Source organism: uncultured Pontibacter sp. (assembly GCF_947495565.1).
In the GTDB taxonomy this organism is placed as follows: domain Bacteria; phylum Bacteroidota; class Bacteroidia; order Cytophagales; family Hymenobacteraceae; genus Pontibacter.
In genome coordinates, this window is sequence record NZ_CANLZM010000013.1 from 26,458 (window position 1) to 45,179 (window position 18,722).

The following is an 18,722-nucleotide window of genomic DNA, read 5'->3' on the forward strand; positions in this document are numbered from 1 at the left end:
CCGCATTTATACCTACTCATACTTTTACTTACGCTTCTTCCACTCGCTGTAGGCCGTTTCTATCTGCTTAGCATAGGTTTGATATGTTTCCGGCTCCACGGTACCCAACTCCATAGCTTTAGCCGACAAAGATGCCGCCATTTGGAACTCTTTATTATAAGCGTAAAGCTTAGCCTTTATCCAATTGTTGTAAAAGTTCTCTTTAATTGCAATGGATTTGTTTATCCACTGTAGTGCTTTTTGATGATGCTCCTTGCGCGGCAACATGTATTCTGCGCACTGTGCCCAAGTATACCAATCATCATCAGCCGCGTTTGATAAAGCGTAGTCAATATTTTCAAGAGCTTTTTTCTCTATGTCTGTCTCAATGTTGAGCGAGATCATGGTGTTTTCCCATGCAAGGTTGAGCTTGGCTTTGTTGGTGCTGATGTCGGTGAAAGAGAACTGCATAGTCTCTTTGAAATCAGAGGTTTTGGTTGGTTTTACCTCCAGATAAGCTACGTCGTCGAGTTCATTGTAGCCTTCCAGACCCCACAGCGTAGTATCTCTGTTTAAAACTACATGCCATAAGGAGTCGTTTTGCGGGAAAATAAAGAAAGAATAGGTGCCGGCAGGTACCCGCTCATTGTTCAGAAAAAGCTCATCCTGAAAAGTAACCAAAGTCGCTTCGTTTGCACCTGCACGCCATAACTCACCGTAAGGCACTAAGCTGCCAAAAACCTGTCGACCTCTTGCACTTGGAGCGTGGTAATTAACAGTAATATCTGTTAACCCAACTGTCTGCCGCAACATGGCCGCCGGACTAGCCTGTGGCAGCCGTACCTGCGCAGCAGCACTGCCTGCCCATGTCAAAGTAATTACAAAAAGTACGAAAAGGGAACGTATGAATCTATTCATGATACTTAGGTCACAGATTTAAGCTATTACAATAGGCATTATACCGTAAAAACTATGCCAATTATATGGCAAATAGCAGATGATCTTGGCTGTAAAGCTAAGCATCTTGTTAAAATAGTCTTAAATATTTCCATTCTTTGCATATAGTTTATCAATAATAACTTAAATGCTTCACGAAAATTATATACAGTTAGTACCGAAGCTCTGCTTATAAATTAATTAGCCTTTGATTAAACTAGAAGAGTCATTCGCGCAAAAGGCTTATTAAAGTACCAGCTTATACTGTGAAGTATAAAATATTCAAAAAAATATCAGCTAAATTTAGGACTTTAAGTAAAAGTTGTTGCAACGCTATATGTGGCTGTATATGACACTTCTAAGGTTCATAGCAGCAGCAATTAATCAACTATCCATGTAAGTATAGGTATTTTTGGATAATCATAGATCGGCAACATTTTATTTTAAAGGCTGTATAGTAGTGAAATTACTTTGTGTGACTGCAGTAATTAATAAAGCAGAAAACACAATATACCCTTTTGCTAATTATGATTGTTTGCAGATTTATTTTACAGAAATTAATCAAGCTTATTGCAGAGTAGGTTTGATGCCAAATTATCTTCTCAGGTAATTATCTTTTTAATCAACAGGTAATATTTTATCTTTAGAATTACTTTTATTTAAGCGCAAAACAAGTTTACTTTGCGCCAAGTACATGAGCAAAACCTATACATATAGCACACCTCTTAGCTGGACAACCCCTGTTGCCCCGGCTGCGCATGTACATTTCCACCACTGCCATCATTCCTCGTAAGAGGAATCCATATAACCATATTGCCCCCGACGGGCTTTGACCCGTATTATGCTTTGCCAATGGCAGGGTATATAGCCTTATTATAATTCTTACTCTTACTTTACGAAACGACATAGAATGCTACGAATAGCAATCCAGAAATCCGGTAGGCTTAGCGAAGAATCGCTTAACCTCATCCGCGAATGCGGTATCTCCTTTATCAGCAGCTCTCTAAAGCTAAAAACAGAATGCACCAACTTTCCGCTAGAGATTCTTTTTCTGCGTGATGATGATATACCTGGTTATGTGGCCGATGGTGTGGCTGACATTGGCATTGTAGGCCAGAACGTGCTGGTAGAAGAGGGGAAAGAGTCGTTGACAGTTGAGCCGCTAGGGTTCTCGAAGTGCCGCCTGTCTCTGGCTGTTCCTAAAAGTGCCGAGTACAATTCTATAAAAGATCTTAACGGTAAAAACATAGCTACCTCGTACCCAAACCTGCTGCAGGCTTTTCTGGATGAGCAAGGGGTGCAGGCGCAAATCCATACCATTAGCGGCTCCGTAGAAATTGCTCCAAGTATAGGGCTTGCCGAGGCTATCTGTGATATTGTTAGCTCAGGCAGCACTCTGATTAGCAATGGCTTAAAAGAGGTGGAGCGCGTGTTTAAGTCTGAGGCGGTGCTTATCGCTAATCAAGATCTTACGCAGGAGAAGCGTGAGGTGCTGGAAAAACTGCTATTCCGTATTCATGCCGTACAGCGTGCCCGCAAAGCCAAGTATATACTTCTGAACTCTCCGGACGATAAGATTGAAGAGATCAGCAACTTATTGCCGAGCGTGAAAGCGCCAACTGTTCTGCCTTTGGCTGAGGAAGGTTGGAGCTCTTTGCACTCAGTAGTGAATGAAGACGATTTTTGGGAGATAATAGAGAAGATAAAAGCCGCCGGTGCACAGGGTATCTTAGTTGTTCCGATTGAGAAAATGATAATCTAAGCGTATGCGCAAAATTATTCAACCAACTCCGGATACTTGGACTGAGCTGTTGAAACGGCCAACCAAAAACCTGGAAGAACTGGAGCCTGGTATTCAGGAAACATTCAGGCTGGTGCAGGAGCTAGGTGATGAAGCCTTGTTGCAGCTAGCCGAAAAATTTGACCGGGTGCAACTGCAGGGCCTTCAGGTAACGGAGCAGGAGATTGCTGATGCAGAGTTTAAAGTGCCGCAAGATCTGAAAGAGGCTATTCTGCAGGCTTATAGTAATATACAGCTTTTCCATACACAGCAGGCTGAGCCGGTAAGGCAGGTGGAAACCATGAATGGCGTAAACTGCTGGCGTAAAAGCGTGGCTATAGATAAGGTAGGGCTATATATACCGGGAGGTACTGCCCCTTTGTTTTCTACGCTGCTTATGTTGGGAGTGCCGGCGCGTATTGCAGGCTGTCGTGAGCTTGTGCTTTGCACGCCGCCTGCTAAAGACGGCAGTATTCATCCGGCTATACTTTATACGGCTTCGTTGCTTGGTGTAACGCGCATTATAAAAGCGGGAGGTGCACAGGCTATAGCAGCTATGGCTTTCGGTACCGAGAGCGTGCCTGCCGTGCATAAGATCTTCGGGCCCGGAAACCAATACGTAACTGTTGCAAAGCAGCTTGTAAGTAAAGCTGGCGTAGCCATTGATCTGCCTGCCGGTCCTTCGGAGGTGCTCGTGATGGCCGATGACAGCGCCAATCCTGCTTTTGTGGCCGCTGACCTGCTCTCTCAGGCCGAACACGGTGCCGATTCTCAGGTGGTCCTGCTCACAACATCAGCAGAGGTGCTGCAGCAAGTGGAGCAGGAGCTGGAGCAACAGTTAAACATACTGCCCCGCAAGGAATTTGCCGCAAAAGCCCTGGAAAACAGCTTGGGTATTGTGCTAAACAGCCGACAAGAGATGATGGATTTCTCTAACAGGTATGCGCCAGAGCACCTTATCTTGTCGGTTTCTGATTTTGAGGAGCTGATGGATGACGTGGTGAATGCAGGCTCAGTGTTTTTGGGGCACTACAGCCCGGAGAGCGCCGGTGATTATGCCTCAGGCACCAACCATACTTTGCCTACCAACGGGTATGCCCGCGCCTACAGCGGCGTTTCGCTGGATAGCTTCGTCAAGAAAATCACCTTCCAATACATCACCCGCGAGGGACTTCAAAATATAGGGAAGACAATTGAGATAATGGCCGAAGCTGAAGGATTGGAAGCCCACAAGAATGCTGTAAGTATACGACTTAAAGAACTGAACCGTGTTTAACCTGAATGATATAATTCGCCCTAACGTGCTAAAGATGAAGCCTTATTCATCGGCACGTGATGAGTTTAAAGGCACAGCCAGCGTGTTTTTGGATGCCAACGAGAATAACCTGGGTAGCCTGGCTGGCGAGAAGTATAACCGCTATCCGGATCCGCACCAGAAAAGCCTGAAAGCCCGCATTGCTGAAATCAAAGGCGTGCAGCCGGAGCAGATTTTTTTAGGCAACGGCTCAGATGAGGCAATAGATCTGCTTTTCCGTATGGTTTGTCGTCCGGGCCAGGATAGTATGCTGCATTTGCCGCCAACCTATGGCATGTATGAAGTTTCTGCCAACCTGAACGATGTGGCGCTTGATGCCGTGCAGCTGACAGAGGATTTCCAGCTTCCGGTGGAGGAGGTGCTGTTGCATGTAAAGCCTACCACTAAAATTATCTTTATCTGCTCGCCAAACAACCCTACCGGCAATCTTATAGAGCCGGAAAGCATTGAGGATATCCTGCGCAGCTTCAACGGGTTGGTGGTGTTGGATGAAGCATACATTGATTTTGCTGATGTACGCAGCTGGACAGCACGCCTTGATCAATTCCCGAATTTGGTTGTGCTGCAGACTTTTTCGAAAGCATGGGGCATGGCTGGCCTGCGTTTGGGCCTTGCTTTTGCATCTGCAGAAATTATCTCTGTTTTGGATAAAATAAAGCCTCCTTACAATATTAACGAAGCCACGCAGGAATTGGCTTTGCAGGCGCTGGAGCGTGAAGAGGCTTTGAAGGATATGATTGAGGAGATTGTGCAGGAGCGTGAACTGCTGATGGAGGCGTTGCCAGACATGCCAGCGGTAGAGCAGGTGTATCCTTCCGATGCAAACTTTATACTTGTTAAAGTAAAAGATGCAAATTCATTGTATAACTATTTGCTAGATAAAGGAATAGTTGTTCGAAACAGATCGTCGTTGCCTGGGTGTGAAGCCTGCCTGCGCATATCAGTAGGAACACTGGAAGAAAACCAAAAGTTGTTAAAAGCAATAGCAGAATTTAATTAAGCGTAGCAAGTATCTTGTATCACAATTTATACTTTGAAGATGCTTCTGTGTCGTGATACCTGATACGTTAAAGTGATACCTAAGTCATACATGAAAAAAGCACTTTTTATAGACCGTGACGGCACCATATTAGTGGAACCTAAATCGGATTACCAGGTAGACTCGTTTGAGAAGTTCGCTTTCATACCTAAGTCCATCACCAACCTGGCGCGTATTTTCAAGGAGTTGGATTATGAATTTGTAATGGTTACCAACCAGGACGGGTTGGGGACAGATTCCTACCCGGAGCATACTTTCTGGCCTTACCAGAACAAAATGCTGGAGGTGCTGGAGAGCGAAGGAATAACGTTTGACGAGATTCTAATAGACCGCAGCTTTGAGCACGAGGGGCTGGAAACCCGGAAGCCGGGAATAGGTATGATGAAGAACTACCTGGCAGGAGAGTATGACCTGGCCAACAGCTTCGTTATCGGTGACAGGCAGACGGATGTAAAGCTGGCGCAGAACCTGGGGGCAAAAGCTATCTTTATCGGGGAAGCAGCAGCAGAAGGTGCCTCGCTCAGCACGAACAGCTGGGATGATATTTATACTTTTCTGAAGCAACAGCGCACCGGTCGCACGGCAAGTATACGCCGAAGCACTTCAGAAACTGACATTCAGGTAGAGCTGAACCTGGATGGCTCCGGAAAAATGAGCATCAGCACAGGCATCGGCTTCTTTGACCATATGCTGGAGCAAGTCGGCAAGCACGCTAAAATCGATCTTAGCATCAAAGTGAAAGGCGACCTTCACATAGATGAGCACCATACTATAGAAGATACCGGACTTGCACTGGGCGACGCTTTTCTGCAGGCCTTGGGTGACAAACGTGGTATTAGCCGTTACGGCTTCTTCCTGTTACCCATGGATGAGACGCTGGCGCAGGTTGCTATTGATTTCAGTGGCCGGCCTTGGACGGTGTGGCAGGCAGACTTCAAGCGCGAGAAAGTAGGGGATATGCCGACAGAAATGTTCTTTCACTTCTTTAAATCCTTCTCAGATACGGCTAAAGCCAACCTGAACATTAAAGTGGAAGGTGACAACGAGCACCATAAGATAGAAGCTATTTTCAAAGGCTTTGCGCGGGCTTTACGTATGGCCATAGAGCGTGACCTTCATGATAACACTATACCGAGCACAAAAGGTATACTGTAATAGGCTGTCCAGTAACAGAAAGAGGCGCTCATACTTTATGAGCGCCTCTTTCTGTTTTAGCTATCGGGATTTAAATCTGAGACCGGAGCCAGTCTTTAGCTTGAATAATATCGTCAAAAACCTTTATGCCATCCGGGAAATCCGCAAGCTTTAGTGTTTTGTCTGTGGAGAGTCGGCTTAAAGTGCTGGGGGAGTATATCCAGGCAAAGTAAGTAAGGCCTGCTGCAAACATGGCCGGTAACCACACGTCAGCTCCCCATTTAGCCGCAGCTGACCATTGCCCTTCCACAAAGGTATTATCGTTGAGTATGCGGTAACAGGCTTTCTCCTGCATCAGCTCAAGCATTTTCTCACAACCAGCCACCACCGATTCGTAGTTCTGATAACCGCGCCAATTGACATAAATCCACTCTTCCAAGGGGTCAAATTCTATGGCTATGGTGTTGTCTCTGTAAAGAAGCTCTGTACGTGATCGGATCATAACTCAAGTAAGCGTTGTGGCAAAAGGGGTTGCAAAGGTAAGCAGCTTAAGCCAAGGAATTCAAGTAAATACTCATTTCCTTTTGCCTTAACAGATAAAGATCACCTACAGGCGGTGTATCTAACTTTATACTTTAACCGGGACATTTATTAAACGTACATTATTAATAATAATGATGATCAGTAATTTAAGATTATTCTATCATAGCCAATTATTTCCTCGGATTTTCAAAATTCAAGATGCTTTTAAGATGAGTCTATCTTAACAGGCATCAGCACTTATGAAGTATATATTTTTATTTATAACCTACTTTTTAACTTTTCCTGCAGCAACAGCAGCTATTTCTACGAGCGATAGCACGGCTTTAACCTCTCAAATAACAACCGCTGAAAAACTTGCTGCGGTTGTCGGCTTCAAAACAGTTTCTGCAGTAGAGACCAGTGATTTCAAGTACGAAGAGTTTAAGAAGCTCCATGTTTATCTGGCAGAAGCTTTTCCGCTGGCGCATGAACAACTGCAAGTAGAGGTGATTAATGATTACAGCTTACTTTATACTTGGCAGGGGCAGAACCAAGAATTAAAGCCAGTACTTTTTAGCGCGCACTTTGATGTGGTGCCTGTGGAGACAGGTTCAGAAGGTACATGGCTGGCCGCGCCGTTTAGCGGCAAAATAAAAGACGGGTATATCTGGGGCCGGGGCACCATGGACGATAAATACAGAGTAGTGGCCATTCTGGAAGCGGTGGAGCACCTGCTGGAAATCGGCTACACGCCAAGCCGTACAATGATCCTTGCCTTTGGCCATGACGAAGAGGTAGGAGGCTATGCCGGTGCCGGGATGATTAGCAAGCATTTACAGCAGCAGGGGGTGCAGCTTGAGGCCGTTTTTGACGAAGGGCTGGCTATAGCGGAAGGCATAATCCCGGGCGTTAAAGAACCGCTTGCATTGGTGGGCACGGCCGCAAAAGGCAATCTTAACCTGCTGCTGACTGTAAACGGGGCAGGCGGCCATTCTTCCGTTCCGCCCAAAGATACTCCTATAGATATATTAAGCAATGCCCTGAAAAACCTGCACAATGCGCCTTTTGAGCCACGTTTGATCCCGACTACCCGAGAGACGCTGGAGACATTGGCAGAGAAGATGGGCGGCAAGTATAAATTTGCGCTACGGCATTACGGTTTATTCAAAGGCAAAATTTTCAAGAAGCTATCTGAGGATAGAGCGACAGATGCATTGATCAGAACTAAACTGGTGCCGACGGTTATATCGGGAGGTGAGAAGTATAACGTGCTGCCCCGGCGCGCTACTGCTGTGGTTAACGTGCGTATTTTAAATGGCGAGAATGAGCAAACAGTGCTCCATCATGTTACGAAAGCCGTAAACGATGAGCGCGTATCAATTGAGCGGTACGGAGTTTACACGCCTCCTTCGCCGGTAACAGCTACCGATACCTGGGTTTACAATGCGCTGAAGTATAGTATAACGGAAACTTTTTCTGACGTGATGGTAGTGCCGGCTCTTTTTCCGGGGGCTACGGACTCCAAACATTATACTAACCTAACCGATAATATCTTCAGGTTTGCCCCGCAAGTGGTAAACCGCGAAAGCGCACAGCTTATTCATAACTCAAATGAGCGGCTGTCGGTGAGCGTGTTGGAGAACAGTGTCAGCTTCTATAAATCCCTGATTCAGAATACCTGCGGACTGGAGGCACAGCACCCGTTTGTGAAGCAGGAGGAAGGCAAAATCCCGTTTGGAGTAGGAGGCGAATAAATTTAATGAACAAAATTATTTTGATAGAGTAAATATATCTTTACTTTTGCCTACAAGAAAGTTCAGCACTTTCCGCAATAAACTGAAAAATATAGCATAGTGATTCAAAATCTTCATATGGCATGGTGGTGGCACGTTACAGAAAGTATCGTGGACAGCCCATCTATGCCAAGTATGAAGTAATATATAAAGCATAAATCCTAAAGGTATCAAAGGCCTGCTGTTCACCTCGAACTGCAGGCCTTTTTTGTTTTCCATCACCTCAAACTGACTATGAACAAGTATAAAATTAGCACCACTTATAAACGGCTTCTAGCCGATACGCTGACGCCGGTAAGTGTGTACCTGAAATTGCGCGATAAGTTTCCGAACAGCATTTTGCTGGAAAGCTCTGATTACCATGGCGCCGAAAACAGCTTCTCTTATATCTGCTGCAACCCAATGGCAAGTATAAAAGCCCAAAACGAGGTGCTGACAGAGACTTTTCCGGATGGCACTGTCCGAACCACAGACATCAGCAAAGAGATAAATGTACCGGCAAGGCTAAGCGAGTTTTCGAGGAGTTTTGAGGTGGAGGAAAACAAGCAATTCAGCTTTATACACAATGGCTTGTTCGGCTACATGAGCTACGATGCGGTACGTTATTACGAGGATATAAACGTCACCATGCGCGAAGGCCGAGCGGACATTCCGGATTTATACTACGCCGTTTACCGCCACATAATCGCTATTAACCACTTTACAAACGAAGCTTATATCTTCGCACACAACTATAACCAGGGAGACGACGAGGGCATTGCACAGCTGGAGGCGCTGCTGAACAGCCGTAACATTCCGAGTTATTCCTTTAAAACAACAGGAGAGGAAGAGCATAACATCACGGCGGAGGATTTTCTGGAGAACATTGCCAAAGCCAAGCAGCACTGCTACCGTGGGGATGTGTTTCAGCTGGTGCTCTCCCGCCGTTTTGCGCAGGGCTTTCAGGGAGATGAGTTTAATGTTTATCGGGCCCTTCGCTCAATCAACCCCTCGCCATACTTGTTTTACTTCGACTACGGAAGCTTTAAGATATTTGGCTCCTCCCCAGAGGCCCAGCTAGTTATAAAGGATCAAAAAGCCAGTATATTTCCGATTGCAGGCACTTTTAAAAGAACAGGAGATGACGCCGCTGATGCTGCACTGGCCGAAAAACTGCTAGCTGACCCAAAAGAAAACGCTGAGCATGTGATGCTCGTGGATCTGGCCCGCAACGACCTAAGCCGCAACGGACACAGTGTGCAGGTGGAGACTTTTAGGGAGATACAGTTTTACTCGCACGTTATTCATCTGGTTTCCAAGGTTTCAGGCACATTGCATAGCCAGGAAGATGCGCTGCAGATGGTGGCAAGCACTTTTCCGGCTGGTACGCTCTCCGGCGCACCCAAGCACATGGCCATGCAGCTCATAGACCGTTACGAAACGACAAATCGCGCCTTCTACGGCGGGTGCATCGGCTTTCTCGACTTCAACGGCAATTTCAACAGCGCCATCATGATCCGCTCTTTCCTGAGCAAAGACTATAGTCTTTACTTCCAGGCAGGTGCAGGTATTGTGGCCGCCTCCAACCCGGAAAGCGAGCTGCAGGAGGTGGACAATAAATTAATGGCGCTTCGCCGCGCCCTTCAACTAGCCCAAGAGATAAACTGATATGAACGTTCTGGTAATCGACAACTACGACTCTTTCACTTATAACCTGGTGCACCTGCTGCAGGAGCTTGGCGCCACAGTTACAGTGCGCCGCAACGATAAAACCACGCTGGAAGAAGTCGGCAAGTATGACAAGATCATGCTCTCGCCTGGGCCCGGTATTCCGGATGAAGCCGGCATGTTGAAAGATATCATTCGCACCTATGGCTCCAGCAAAGATTTGTTTGGAGTATGCCTGGGGCATCAGGCAATAGGTGAAGTATACGGTGGTAAGTTATTTAACAGCAACGAAGTATGGCACGGGATATCTACGCCGGTGCAAGTGGTGTGTGAAGAGGAACCGCTGTTTAAAAACCTGCCAAAAGAGTTCGGGACGGGCCGTTATCATTCCTGGCTCGTGGAGCAGGAGCTGCCGGAGTGCTTGGTGCCAACTGCTGTAGACAAAGAGGGGCACATCATGGCCATGCGCCATAAAGAGCACAAAGTACGGGGCGTGCAGTTTCACCCGGAATCTGTGCTGACAGAGCATGGCAAAGAGATGATCAAAAACTGGTTGGAAAGTTAAGGGTTCAAAATTAAGAGTCGTGTTAGCTGATACTTATAAGAAACATGAAAGAGATATTAAACCATTTATTCGAGCATAAAACCCTGACAAAAGCGCAGGCGCAGGAGGTGCTGGTGAATATTACGGCAGGCAAGTATAACCAGAGCCAAATTTCCAGCTTCCTGACTGTGTTTATGATGCGCAGTATTACCGTGGATGAACTGGAGGGTTTCCGGGATGCGCTACTGGCGTTGTGCCACCGCGTGGACCTGGACGCTTATAACCCGATAGACCTCTGCGGCACCGGCGGTGATGGAAAGGACACTTTTAACATATCTACACTATCATCCTTTGTGGTAGCGGCTAATGGAGTGGCAGTGGCTAAGCATGGCAACTATGGCGTGTCGTCTTCCTGCGGTTCCTCTAACGTGCTGGAGGCGCTTGGTATTAATTTTACCACTGATAAGGATGCGCTTGAGCGAAGCATAGAGAAGTATAACATTTGCTTTTTGCACGCGCCGCTTTTCCACCCGGCCATGAAAAGCGTAGGGCCGATCCGCAAAGATTTGGGCGTGAAAACTTTCTTTAACATGCTGGGGCCAATGGTAAACCCTGCCTTTCCGAAGCGTCAGCTTGTGGGGGTGTTCAGCCTGGAGCTGGCACGCATGTATGGCTATCTATACCAGCAAACTGATACCCGCTATACCATACTTCACACATTAGATGGTTACGATGAAATCTCTCTGACAAGTCCGTTTAAGGTTATTTCTGATAACCAGGAAGCTCTTTTAGACGCTGCTGCCCTAGGTTTGCCGCGCCTTCAACAAGAGCAGATCAAAGGGGGAGGAAGTATCTCATCTGCAGCAGAAATTTTCACTACGGTGCTTAAAGGCGAAGGAACAGAGGCTCAAACAGCTGTGGTAGCGGCTAATGCGGGTATGGCATTGCAGTGCGACCGTCCGGAGCTGGGGCTGCAGGAGGCTGTAATTATAGCAAAAGAAACACTGGAATCGGGCAAGGCTTATACCTTGTTCAATAAATTAATAGAAGACCGGAAACTAGCTGCTGTATAACTGGTTATCGGTTAAGGCTATTATCACTTTAAATATCAAGTATACTTTACTATGAACATACTAGACGAAATTATCGCCAACAAATACAAAGAAGTAGCTGAGCGGAAAGAGCTTTACCCGGTGAAGCTGCTGGAGAAAAGCTTATACTTTGAAACACCTTGTATTTCGCTGGAGCGTTACCTGCTAAGGCCAGACAAAAGCGGCATAATTGCAGAAATCAAGCGTAAATCCCCTTCAAAAGGAGACATCAATCCTTATGTCTCGGTGGAGCGGACGTCTATTGGCTATATGCAGGCCGGAGCCTCTGCTTTATCAATTTTAACTGACGGGCCATACTTTGGCGGCAAAAACGAAGACCTGATCACGGCCCGTAAGTATAACTACTGCCCGATTCTCCGAAAAGATTTTACTGTGGATGAGTACCAGATTGTGGAGGCAAAATCTATCGGAGCAGACGCTATTTTGTTGATTGCTGCTGCCCTTGAACCAGCCCGCTTAAAAGAACTGGCAGGTTTTGCCCGCTCGTTTGGTTTGGAGGTGCTGTTAGAAGTGCGCGACCGCGAAGAACTGGACGCGACGCTGAGCGACGATGTGAACGTAGTGGGTGTAAACAACCGCAACCTGAAGGACTTTGTAACGGATATAAACGCATCGTTTGAAATTGCAAAGAATATTCCGGCAGGTGTTACTAAAATCTCAGAAAGCGGCATCAGTAACCCGAAAACGCTTGTGGAGTTGCGTGAGGCTGGCTTTAACGGCTTTCTGATTGGCGAAACGTTCATGCAAAGCAGCCGGCCGGAGCATGCCGCCGCCAGCTTTATCAAAGAATACAGACAGCTGCTCGAGAAACAGCAGGTACCGGCATGAAGGTAAAAGTATGCGGTATGCGCAACCCCGAAAACATCAGGCAGGTGGCGGCGCTGCAGCCTGATTACATGGGTTTTATCTTCTATGAAAAGTCAAAGCGCTTTGCGGAAGGCCATATTTCGCCGGAGCTGCTGGCCGAGTTGCCTGCAAGTATAAAAAAGACAGGTGTGTTTGTCGGGGAATCCATAGATACTATTAAATCTGTGGTTGGAAAGTATAAACTCGATGCGGTGCAGTTGCATGGCCGGGAAACGCCAAAACTATGCGCTGAAGTAAAGGACCTCGGAGTAGAGGTGATAAAAGCGTTTTCGGTAGATGACAAGTTCGTTTTTGAAAATACTTTACTTTACGAAAACTCAGCAGACTTTTTTCTGTTTGATACCCGTGGCAAAGAGTATGGCGGCAACGGTATTCCCTTTGATTGGGAACTTCTGACAGGTTATCTGTCTCCGAAGCCATACTTCCTGAGCGGCGGCCTTAACCTCGAAAATATGCAGCATCTGGATAAAGTCCGTCCGCAGCCTTACGGTTTAGATGTAAACAGCGGATTTGAGCAAGAGCCGGGGCTGAAGAAAATCGAGGAGCTGAGAATGCTGTTTGAGTTGATCAGAAAAAAGTAAACAATTAGAGCGTAAGCGTCTGCTTGTGCTAAGTTAAAAGAACTAACGTCTCGAAATATAATGAGCTATCACGTTAACGAAAAAGGGTTTTACGGCAAATTTGGCGGAGCTTATGTTCCTGAAATGCTGTACCCGAATGTGGAGGAGCTGCGCCAGAACTACCTGCGCATTATGCAGGAGCCGGATTTTCAGGAGGAGCTGCAGCATCTTTTAAAAGATTATGTTGGCCGCCCGACGCCTTTATACTTTGCACCGCGCCTTTCTGAAAAGTATAACACCAAAGTATACCTGAAGCGCGAAGACCTGAACCACACGGGGGCACACAAAATAAACAACACCATCGGGCAGGTACTGCTGGCTAAGCGCTTGGGGAAAAAGCGCATTATCGCCGAGACCGGAGCCGGGCAGCACGGCGTGGCCACTGCCACAGTTTGTGCGCTGATGGGCCTGGAGTGTATCGTGTACATGGGGGAGGTCGATATTGAGCGCCAAGCCCCGAACGTAGCCCGCATGAAAATGCTGGGTGCGCAGGTAGTGCCAGCCACCAGCGGAAGTAAAACTTTAAAAGATGCCACTAACGAGGCTATCCGTGACTGGATTAACAATCCTGAAAACACGTATTATATCATCGGGTCTGTAGTTGGTCCGCACCCGTACCCGGACATGGTGGCGCGTTTTCAGGCAGTGATTTCTGAGGAGATGCGTGCGCAGTTGCTGGAGAAGGAAGGCACAGAACTGCCAACTTATGTGGTGGCTTGCGTAGGCGGCGGCAGTAATGCGGCCGGTGCTTTTTACCATTACCTGGATGAGCCTGCAGTTGAATTAATAGCTGTAGAGGCAGCCGGAAAAGGCATAGATTCCGGTGAGTCGGCGGCTACATCGGTGCTGGGCAAAGACGGTATAATTCACGGCAGCCGCACCTTGCTGATGCAGACGGAGGACGGCCAGGTTACAGAGCCATACTCTATTTCTGCCGGACTGGATTACCCGGGCGTAGGCCCTTTGCACGCGCACCTGTTTGAAAGCCAGCGTGCCCGCTTTATGAGCGCCACTGACGATGAGGCGCTGCAATCGGTGCTGGAGCTTACAAGGCTAGAGGGGATTATACCTGCACTTGAGTCGGCACACGCCCTTTCGGTATTAGACAGGCTACAGGCAAAACCATCCGATATTATCATTATTAACCTTTCCGGCCGCGGCGATAAAGATTTATCAACCTACCTTAAGCACTTTCACTTCGATGAGAAATAGAATTAAGCATCTGTTTGAGCAGAAGCAGAAAGGACTGTTGTCGGTATACTTTACAGCAGGCTTCCCATCTTTAAACGACACGGAAACGATCATTCTGGAGCTGGAGAAAAACGGTGTAGACTTGATTGAGGTAGGAATGCCGTTCTCAGACCCACTGGCAGACGGACCTACAATTCAGGCCAGCAGTACTGTTGCGTTAAGAAACGGGATGACCATTTCTACGCTTTTTGACCAGTTAAAGGACATCCGGAAGAAAACGCAGATTCCGCTGGTGCTGATGGGATACCTGAACCCAGTTATGCAGTATGGCGTCGAGCGTTTCTGCCAAAGAGCCGCCGAGGTGGGCATAGATGGAATTATACTTCCGGATCTGCCGCTGCGTGAATATGTGGAGGAGTATAAGGAGCTGTTCGAAAAGCACAACCTCAGCAAAGTGTTCCTGATAACGCCTCAGACACCGGAGGAGCGAATCCGGGAGATCGACAGCCATACCAACGGATTTATTTATATGGTGTCTTCGGCCTCTACCACAGGTAAAACCTTAGGTTTGGCTGAGCAGAGCCAGGCTTATTTCCAGCGGGTGGCAGGTATGCAGCTGCAGAACCCGGGCGTAATCGGTTTCGGCATCCACGACAAGGAAACTTTTGCCTCAGCCTGTAACCACGCCAGCGGCGCCATCATTGGCAGTGCCTTTGTAAAGGCGCTGCAAGAGGAGGGAAGCCTCCAGCAAAACATCGCAACATTTATCCAAAGCATCAAGAATTAATATGATTATACAACTGCAGCAAGGGATTCCGGCTGAGCTGAAGGAGAACATCCTGAAGCAGGTAAAGGAAATCGGCTACAAAGCCAATGAAGTTCAAACTCAGGAAGCGCACTACCTGGTAGCAATCGGGAAAAAGGATTTTGATATCCGCCATATCGGGCAACTGCCAGGCGTGGCAGACATTCACCGTGTATCGGAAGAGTATAAACTGATATCCCGTAAATGGCGCGTACAGCCTACCCGCATTGATTTAGGCGACGGCGTGGTGGTTGGAGAAGGCAGCTTCAGTATTATGGCCGGCCCTTGCTCAATCGAGAGCGAGGCGCAGATAGAGAGTGTGGTGGCGCACCTGAAGCAGAATAACGTGAAAATTATGCGTGGCGGTGTGTTTAAGCCGCGCAGTTCGCCGTATGCTTTCCGGGGTATGGGAATGGACGGCCTGAAGATGTTCCACCGCATTTGCCGCGAAAACGATATTAAGGTAATTACGGAGGTGATGCAGGTATCGCAGATCGAGGAGATGATCGATTATGTGGATGTTTTTCAGGTTGGTGCCCGAAACAGCCAGAACTTTAACCTGCTCGATTCGCTGGGCGAGGCACAGAAGCCGGTTCTGCTGAAGCGGGGTATTTCAGGCACGATTGAGGAGCTGCTGCAGGCAGCTGAGTACATCTTCTCGCATGGCAATGAGAAAATTATGCTGTGTGAGCGTGGCATCCGTTCTTATGAAGGCGCTTACCGAAATGTGCTGGACCTGAACGCGGTGCCGGTGCTGAAGGAGAAAACGCACCTTCCGGTTATTGTGGATCCATCGCACGGCATCGGCCTGCGGGATTATGTGGAAAGCATGTCTTTGGCCGCTGTAATGGCAGGTGCCGACGGCGTGATTTATGAAACGCACCAGACACCGGAGAAGGCTTTCTCGGATGCGCAGCAAACCGTGGATTTCCAGGAATCCGCCAAACTGATCCTGCGCATGCGGCAGGCTTATGACCTGAGAGAGAGTTTCTAGTGATTTAATAGTTGGTTTATACTTCTGATGCACTATATTTGCAACCATGAATGGCACAATGGCTCATAAGCATCATCATTATGCACGAAGCAAACGTTTCGGAGCCGCTTGCCTATGGATTTGCCAGTAGTATAAACTGTACATATTCAAAAGCCTGACTCCGAAACGAGTCAGGCTTTTTTGTTTCTCTGGATCAGGATTACCGGATGAAGTATGGATGAGCAGAGTTTATAATTTGGCAAGTTTGTTTGCCTAAAGCAGGTGATGATGTAGCAAGTATAAACCATCTGCTATTTGCGGTTGTACTTCATTTTTGATTCGTAATTATCAATTCTAAATTAATTAAAATGAATTTAGTTATAGTTGATTATAAAGCAGGTAACGTGCAGTCGGTGCAGTTTGCATTGGAGCGTTTAGGCGTGCAGGCAACACTGAGCGCCGATGCTGAGACCATTAAAGCTGCCGACAAAGTGATTTTTCCGGGCGTAGGCCAGGCAGCCTCTGCTATGGCGCAGCTAAAGGCTCGCAACCTGGATAAGCTGCTGCCGACGCTGGGGCAGCCTTTTTTTGGCGTATGCCTGGGTATGCAGCTGCTTTGCCAGCACTCGGAAGAAGGCGACACCGATTTGCTGAACATTATTCCGCTGCCGGTGAAGCACTTTGAAACAGACCTTAAGGTGCCGCACATGGGCTGGAACCAGCTGGAGCGCTTGCAGTCGCCGCTTTTTGACGGGCTGCAGGAGCAGGACTTTGTATATTATGTGCACAGTTATTATGTGCCGCTAAGCGAATACACCATTGCGCAAACAGCTTATCCAGATCCGTTTTCGGCGGCTCTGCAGTATAAAAACTTCTACGCTGCGCAGTTTCACCCGGAAAAAAGCGGTGCTGCCGGCTCACAAATCCTGAAAAACTTTTTAGCTATATGATGGAGATTATACCAGCGATAGACATAATCGGCGGCCAGTGCGTGCGCCTAACCGAAGGGGACTTTGCCCAGCAAACCACTTACGACAGCAACCCGCTTGAAGTAGCCAAACGCTTTGAGAGCCACGGCATAAAGCGCCTGCACCTGGTAGACCTGGACGGGGCCAGAGCTAAAAAGCCTGTAAACCTGGCTGTTTTGGAAAGCATCGCCGCAAACACCAGTTTAAAGATCGATTTTGGTGGTGGCATTCAATCCGAAGACGCTATCCAGCAGGCTTTTGAAGCAGGTGCCGCTCAGATAACGGCTGGCAGTATAGCCGTAAGAGAACCAGAAACTGTTAAGGGTTGGTTGTTAAAGTATGGAGCCGAGAATGTTATTATTGGGGCTGATTTTAAAGGGACTAACATAGCAATAAGCGCATGGACCGAAGAGAGCAAATACCCGCTGCAAGAGTTTATATCCGGCTATGTAAAAACCGGAGCGCGCCTTTTTATCTGTACCGACGTCAGCAAAGACGGTAAACTACAGGGGCCGTCCACGAACACGTACCGCCACCTGAAGCTGACTTTGCCAGATGCCGACATTATAGCCAGCGGCGGCGTGACGACAGTAGAAGACCTGGAGCAGTTGCAGGAGATTGGTGTGAAGGGCGCCATAATTGGTAAAGCTATTTACGAAGGCACCATCAGTTTAAAAGATTTAGAGCGATTTTTATGTTAACAAAACGCATTATACCCTGCCTCGATATCAAGAACGGCCGAACCGTAAAAGGGGTGCAGTTCGAAAATATTCGAGATGCAGGCGACCCGGTAGAGCTGGCTAAATGGTATGCTCAGCAAGGAGCCGATGAGCTTGTTTTTTTAGATATCACAGCTACAAACGAAGGGCGTAAAACGTTCGCGGAACTGGTACGCGATATTGCTCGCCATATTGATATACCTTTTACAGTTGGCGGGGGCATAGGCTCTGTGGCCGATGTGGAGGTGCTGCTTCAAAATGGCGCTGATAAAGTGTCTATTAACTCATCAGCCATCAAAAACCCTGAACTGGTAAGCGAACTGGCCACACATTTTGGTAGCCAATGTGTTACCGTAGCCATCGATACCAAGTATACAGAAGAAACCGGCTGGAAAGTATACACCCGCGCTGGAACAGTAGAAACTGCTCATAAAACTATGGATTGGGCCAAGCAAGTTGTAGCGTTAGGTGCCGGCGAGATTCTGCTTACAAGTATGAACAACGATGGCACAAAAGCAGGGTTCGCGCTTGATATAACCGGGGAAGTGGCCAATGCTATTTCAGTTCCTGTTATAGCCTCGGGAGGCGCCGGTAGTATGGAGCACTTCAAGGATTCTTTTCAGAAGGCAAATGCTGATGCAGCCTTGGCTGCCAGCCTCTTTCACTTCCGCGAGTTAGGTATACCAGACCTGAAGCAGTACCTGAAGCAGCAAGGCATAGCAGTGCGCATTTAATTATTTTTGAGTGTTAAAATGTGCTTTATTTATACTTTAAGTAA

General features: G+C 47.4%; 18 protein-coding genes. 16 read left to right on the top strand and 2 right to left on the bottom strand.

Translation table 11 applies throughout. The features are described 5' to 3' along the window. Positions 1–24 precede the first annotated feature (24 nt). Positions 25–897 (bottom strand): DUF2911 domain-containing protein, encoded by an 873-nt coding sequence (locus Q1B04_RS15730; RefSeq protein WP_299760500.1) that lies wholly within the window; start codon positions 895–897, stop codon positions 25–27. A gap of 928 nt (positions 898–1,825) precedes the next feature. Between Q1B04_RS15730 and hisG the strand changes: the two genes are divergently transcribed. From hisG to hisB, 4 genes are all read left to right on the top strand, one after another. After that, positions 1,826–2,677, top strand: coding sequence for an ATP phosphoribosyltransferase (gene hisG / locus Q1B04_RS15735; RefSeq protein ID WP_299760502.1), 852 nt, complete (start codon positions 1,826–1,828; stop codon positions 2,675–2,677). Positions 2,678–2,681: 4 nt separating this feature from the next. Continuing rightward, complete coding sequence (hisD, locus tag Q1B04_RS15740; protein ID WP_299760504.1) at positions 2,682–3,971, top strand: histidinol dehydrogenase; 1,290 nt, start codon at positions 2,682–2,684, stop codon at positions 3,969–3,971. Continuing rightward, complete coding sequence (gene hisC / locus Q1B04_RS15745; protein ID WP_299760506.1) at positions 3,964–5,010, top strand: histidinol-phosphate transaminase; 1,047 nt, start codon at positions 3,964–3,966, stop codon at positions 5,008–5,010. Before hisD ends, hisC begins: the two co-directional genes overlap by 8 nt. 90 nt (positions 5,011–5,100) lie before the next feature. Beyond that, positions 5,101–6,204, top strand: a complete 1,104-nt coding sequence (gene hisB, locus Q1B04_RS15750) for a bifunctional histidinol-phosphatase/imidazoleglycerol-phosphate dehydratase HisB (RefSeq protein WP_299760507.1) — start codon at positions 5,101–5,103, stop codon at positions 6,202–6,204. Between the two features lie 70 nt (positions 6,205–6,274). On the opposite strand, the gene Q1B04_RS15755 is transcribed toward hisB, so the two are convergent. After that, positions 6,275–6,685, bottom strand: coding sequence for a hypothetical protein (locus Q1B04_RS15755; protein ID WP_299760509.1), 411 nt, complete (start codon positions 6,683–6,685; stop codon positions 6,275–6,277). 280 nt (positions 6,686–6,965) lie between these two features. On the opposite strand from Q1B04_RS15755, the gene Q1B04_RS15760 reads away from it, so the two are divergent. The 12 genes from Q1B04_RS15760 (at position 6,966) to hisF (ending at position 18,678) form a co-directional block, all read left to right on the top strand. Then, the gene (locus Q1B04_RS15760; RefSeq protein WP_299760511.1) at positions 6,966–8,459 is read left to right on the top strand and encodes a M20/M25/M40 family metallo-hydrolase; all 1,494 of its coding nucleotides are present in this window, start codon (positions 6,966–6,968) and stop codon (positions 8,457–8,459) included. 273 nt (positions 8,460–8,732) lie between these two features. Beyond that, positions 8,733–10,145, top strand: a complete 1,413-nt coding sequence (locus tag Q1B04_RS15765) for an anthranilate synthase component I family protein (protein ID WP_299760513.1) — start codon at positions 8,733–8,735, stop codon at positions 10,143–10,145. Between the two features lies 1 nt (position 10,146). Beyond that, positions 10,147–10,710: an aminodeoxychorismate/anthranilate synthase component II gene (locus Q1B04_RS15770; RefSeq protein ID WP_299760515.1), complete on the top strand. Its 564-nt coding sequence runs from the start codon at positions 10,147–10,149 to the stop codon at positions 10,708–10,710. Positions 10,711–10,754: 44 nt separating this feature from the next. Beyond that, a complete protein-coding gene (gene trpD, locus Q1B04_RS15775) occupies positions 10,755–11,762 on the top strand; it encodes an anthranilate phosphoribosyltransferase (RefSeq protein ID WP_299760517.1) in 1,008 nt (335 codons plus the stop codon). A 51-nt stretch (positions 11,763–11,813) separates the two neighbouring features. Further along, complete coding sequence (gene trpC / locus Q1B04_RS15780; protein WP_299760519.1) at positions 11,814–12,629, top strand: indole-3-glycerol phosphate synthase TrpC; 816 nt, start codon at positions 11,814–11,816, stop codon at positions 12,627–12,629. After that, positions 12,626–13,249 (top strand): phosphoribosylanthranilate isomerase, encoded by a 624-nt coding sequence (locus Q1B04_RS15785; RefSeq protein ID WP_299760521.1) that lies wholly within the window; start codon positions 12,626–12,628, stop codon positions 13,247–13,249. The genes trpC and Q1B04_RS15785 overlap by 4 nt, the downstream gene beginning before the upstream one ends. Before the next feature lie 60 nt (positions 13,250–13,309). Next, the gene (gene trpB / locus Q1B04_RS15790; protein WP_299760523.1) at positions 13,310–14,500 is read left to right on the top strand and encodes a tryptophan synthase subunit beta; all 1,191 of its coding nucleotides are present in this window, start codon (positions 13,310–13,312) and stop codon (positions 14,498–14,500) included. Then, a complete protein-coding gene (trpA, locus tag Q1B04_RS15795; RefSeq protein WP_299760525.1) occupies positions 14,490–15,266 on the top strand; it encodes a tryptophan synthase subunit alpha in 777 nt (258 codons plus the stop codon). Before trpB ends, trpA begins: the two co-directional genes overlap by 11 nt. A 1-nt stretch (position 15,267) precedes the next feature. Next, positions 15,268–16,278: a bifunctional 3-deoxy-7-phosphoheptulonate synthase/chorismate mutase gene (locus Q1B04_RS15800; protein ID WP_299760527.1), complete on the top strand. Its 1,011-nt coding sequence runs from the start codon at positions 15,268–15,270 to the stop codon at positions 16,276–16,278. A 347-nt stretch (positions 16,279–16,625) separates the two neighbouring features. Beyond that, positions 16,626–17,207: an imidazole glycerol phosphate synthase subunit HisH gene (gene hisH, locus Q1B04_RS15805; RefSeq protein ID WP_299760529.1), complete on the top strand. Its 582-nt coding sequence runs from the start codon at positions 16,626–16,628 to the stop codon at positions 17,205–17,207. Beyond that, positions 17,204–17,926, top strand: coding sequence for a 1-(5-phosphoribosyl)-5-[(5-phosphoribosylamino)methylideneamino]imidazole-4-carboxamide isomerase (gene hisA / locus Q1B04_RS15810; RefSeq protein ID WP_299760531.1), 723 nt, complete (start codon positions 17,204–17,206; stop codon positions 17,924–17,926). The genes hisH and hisA overlap by 4 nt, the downstream gene beginning before the upstream one ends. Beyond that, positions 17,920–18,678: an imidazole glycerol phosphate synthase subunit HisF gene (gene hisF, locus Q1B04_RS15815; protein ID WP_299760533.1), complete on the top strand. Its 759-nt coding sequence runs from the start codon at positions 17,920–17,922 to the stop codon at positions 18,676–18,678. The genes hisA and hisF overlap by 7 nt, the downstream gene beginning before the upstream one ends. The last annotated feature ends 44 nt before the right edge of the window (positions 18,679–18,722 follow it).

Excerpts from the sequence above, each read along its gene's own strand:
- Q1B04_RS15730 (WP_299760500.1), bottom strand. The coding sequence starts at position 897 with ATGAATAGATTCATACGTTCCCTTTTCGTACTTTTTGTAATTACTTTG.
- hisG (WP_299760502.1), top strand. The coding sequence starts at position 1,826 with ATGCTACGAATAGCAATCCAGAAATCCGGTAGGCTTAGCGAAGAATCG.
- hisD (WP_299760504.1), top strand. The coding sequence starts at position 2,682 with ATGCGCAAAATTATTCAACCAACTCCGGATACTTGGACTGAGCTGTTG.
- hisB (WP_299760507.1), top strand. The coding sequence starts at position 5,101 with ATGAAAAAAGCACTTTTTATAGACCGTGACGGCACCATATTAGTGGAA.
- Q1B04_RS15755 (WP_299760509.1), bottom strand. The coding sequence starts at position 6,685 with ATGATCCGATCACGTACAGAGCTTCTTTACAGAGACAACACCATAGCC.
- Q1B04_RS15760 (WP_299760511.1), top strand. The coding sequence starts at position 6,966 with ATGAAGTATATATTTTTATTTATAACCTACTTTTTAACTTTTCCTGCA.
- Q1B04_RS15765 (WP_299760513.1), top strand. The coding sequence starts at position 8,733 with ATGAACAAGTATAAAATTAGCACCACTTATAAACGGCTTCTAGCCGAT.
- Q1B04_RS15770 (WP_299760515.1), top strand. The coding sequence starts at position 10,147 with ATGAACGTTCTGGTAATCGACAACTACGACTCTTTCACTTATAACCTG.
- trpD (WP_299760517.1), top strand. The coding sequence starts at position 10,755 with ATGAAAGAGATATTAAACCATTTATTCGAGCATAAAACCCTGACAAAA.
- trpC (WP_299760519.1), top strand. The coding sequence starts at position 11,814 with ATGAACATACTAGACGAAATTATCGCCAACAAATACAAAGAAGTAGCT.
- Q1B04_RS15785 (WP_299760521.1), top strand. The coding sequence starts at position 12,626 with ATGAAGGTAAAAGTATGCGGTATGCGCAACCCCGAAAACATCAGGCAG.
- trpB (WP_299760523.1), top strand. The coding sequence starts at position 13,310 with ATGAGCTATCACGTTAACGAAAAAGGGTTTTACGGCAAATTTGGCGGA.
- trpA (WP_299760525.1), top strand. The coding sequence starts at position 14,490 with ATGAGAAATAGAATTAAGCATCTGTTTGAGCAGAAGCAGAAAGGACTG.
- Q1B04_RS15800 (WP_299760527.1), top strand. The coding sequence starts at position 15,268 with ATGATTATACAACTGCAGCAAGGGATTCCGGCTGAGCTGAAGGAGAAC.
- hisH (WP_299760529.1), top strand. The coding sequence starts at position 16,626 with ATGAATTTAGTTATAGTTGATTATAAAGCAGGTAACGTGCAGTCGGTG.
- hisA (WP_299760531.1), top strand. The coding sequence starts at position 17,204 with ATGATGGAGATTATACCAGCGATAGACATAATCGGCGGCCAGTGCGTG.
- hisF (WP_299760533.1), top strand. The coding sequence starts at position 17,920 with ATGTTAACAAAACGCATTATACCCTGCCTCGATATCAAGAACGGCCGA.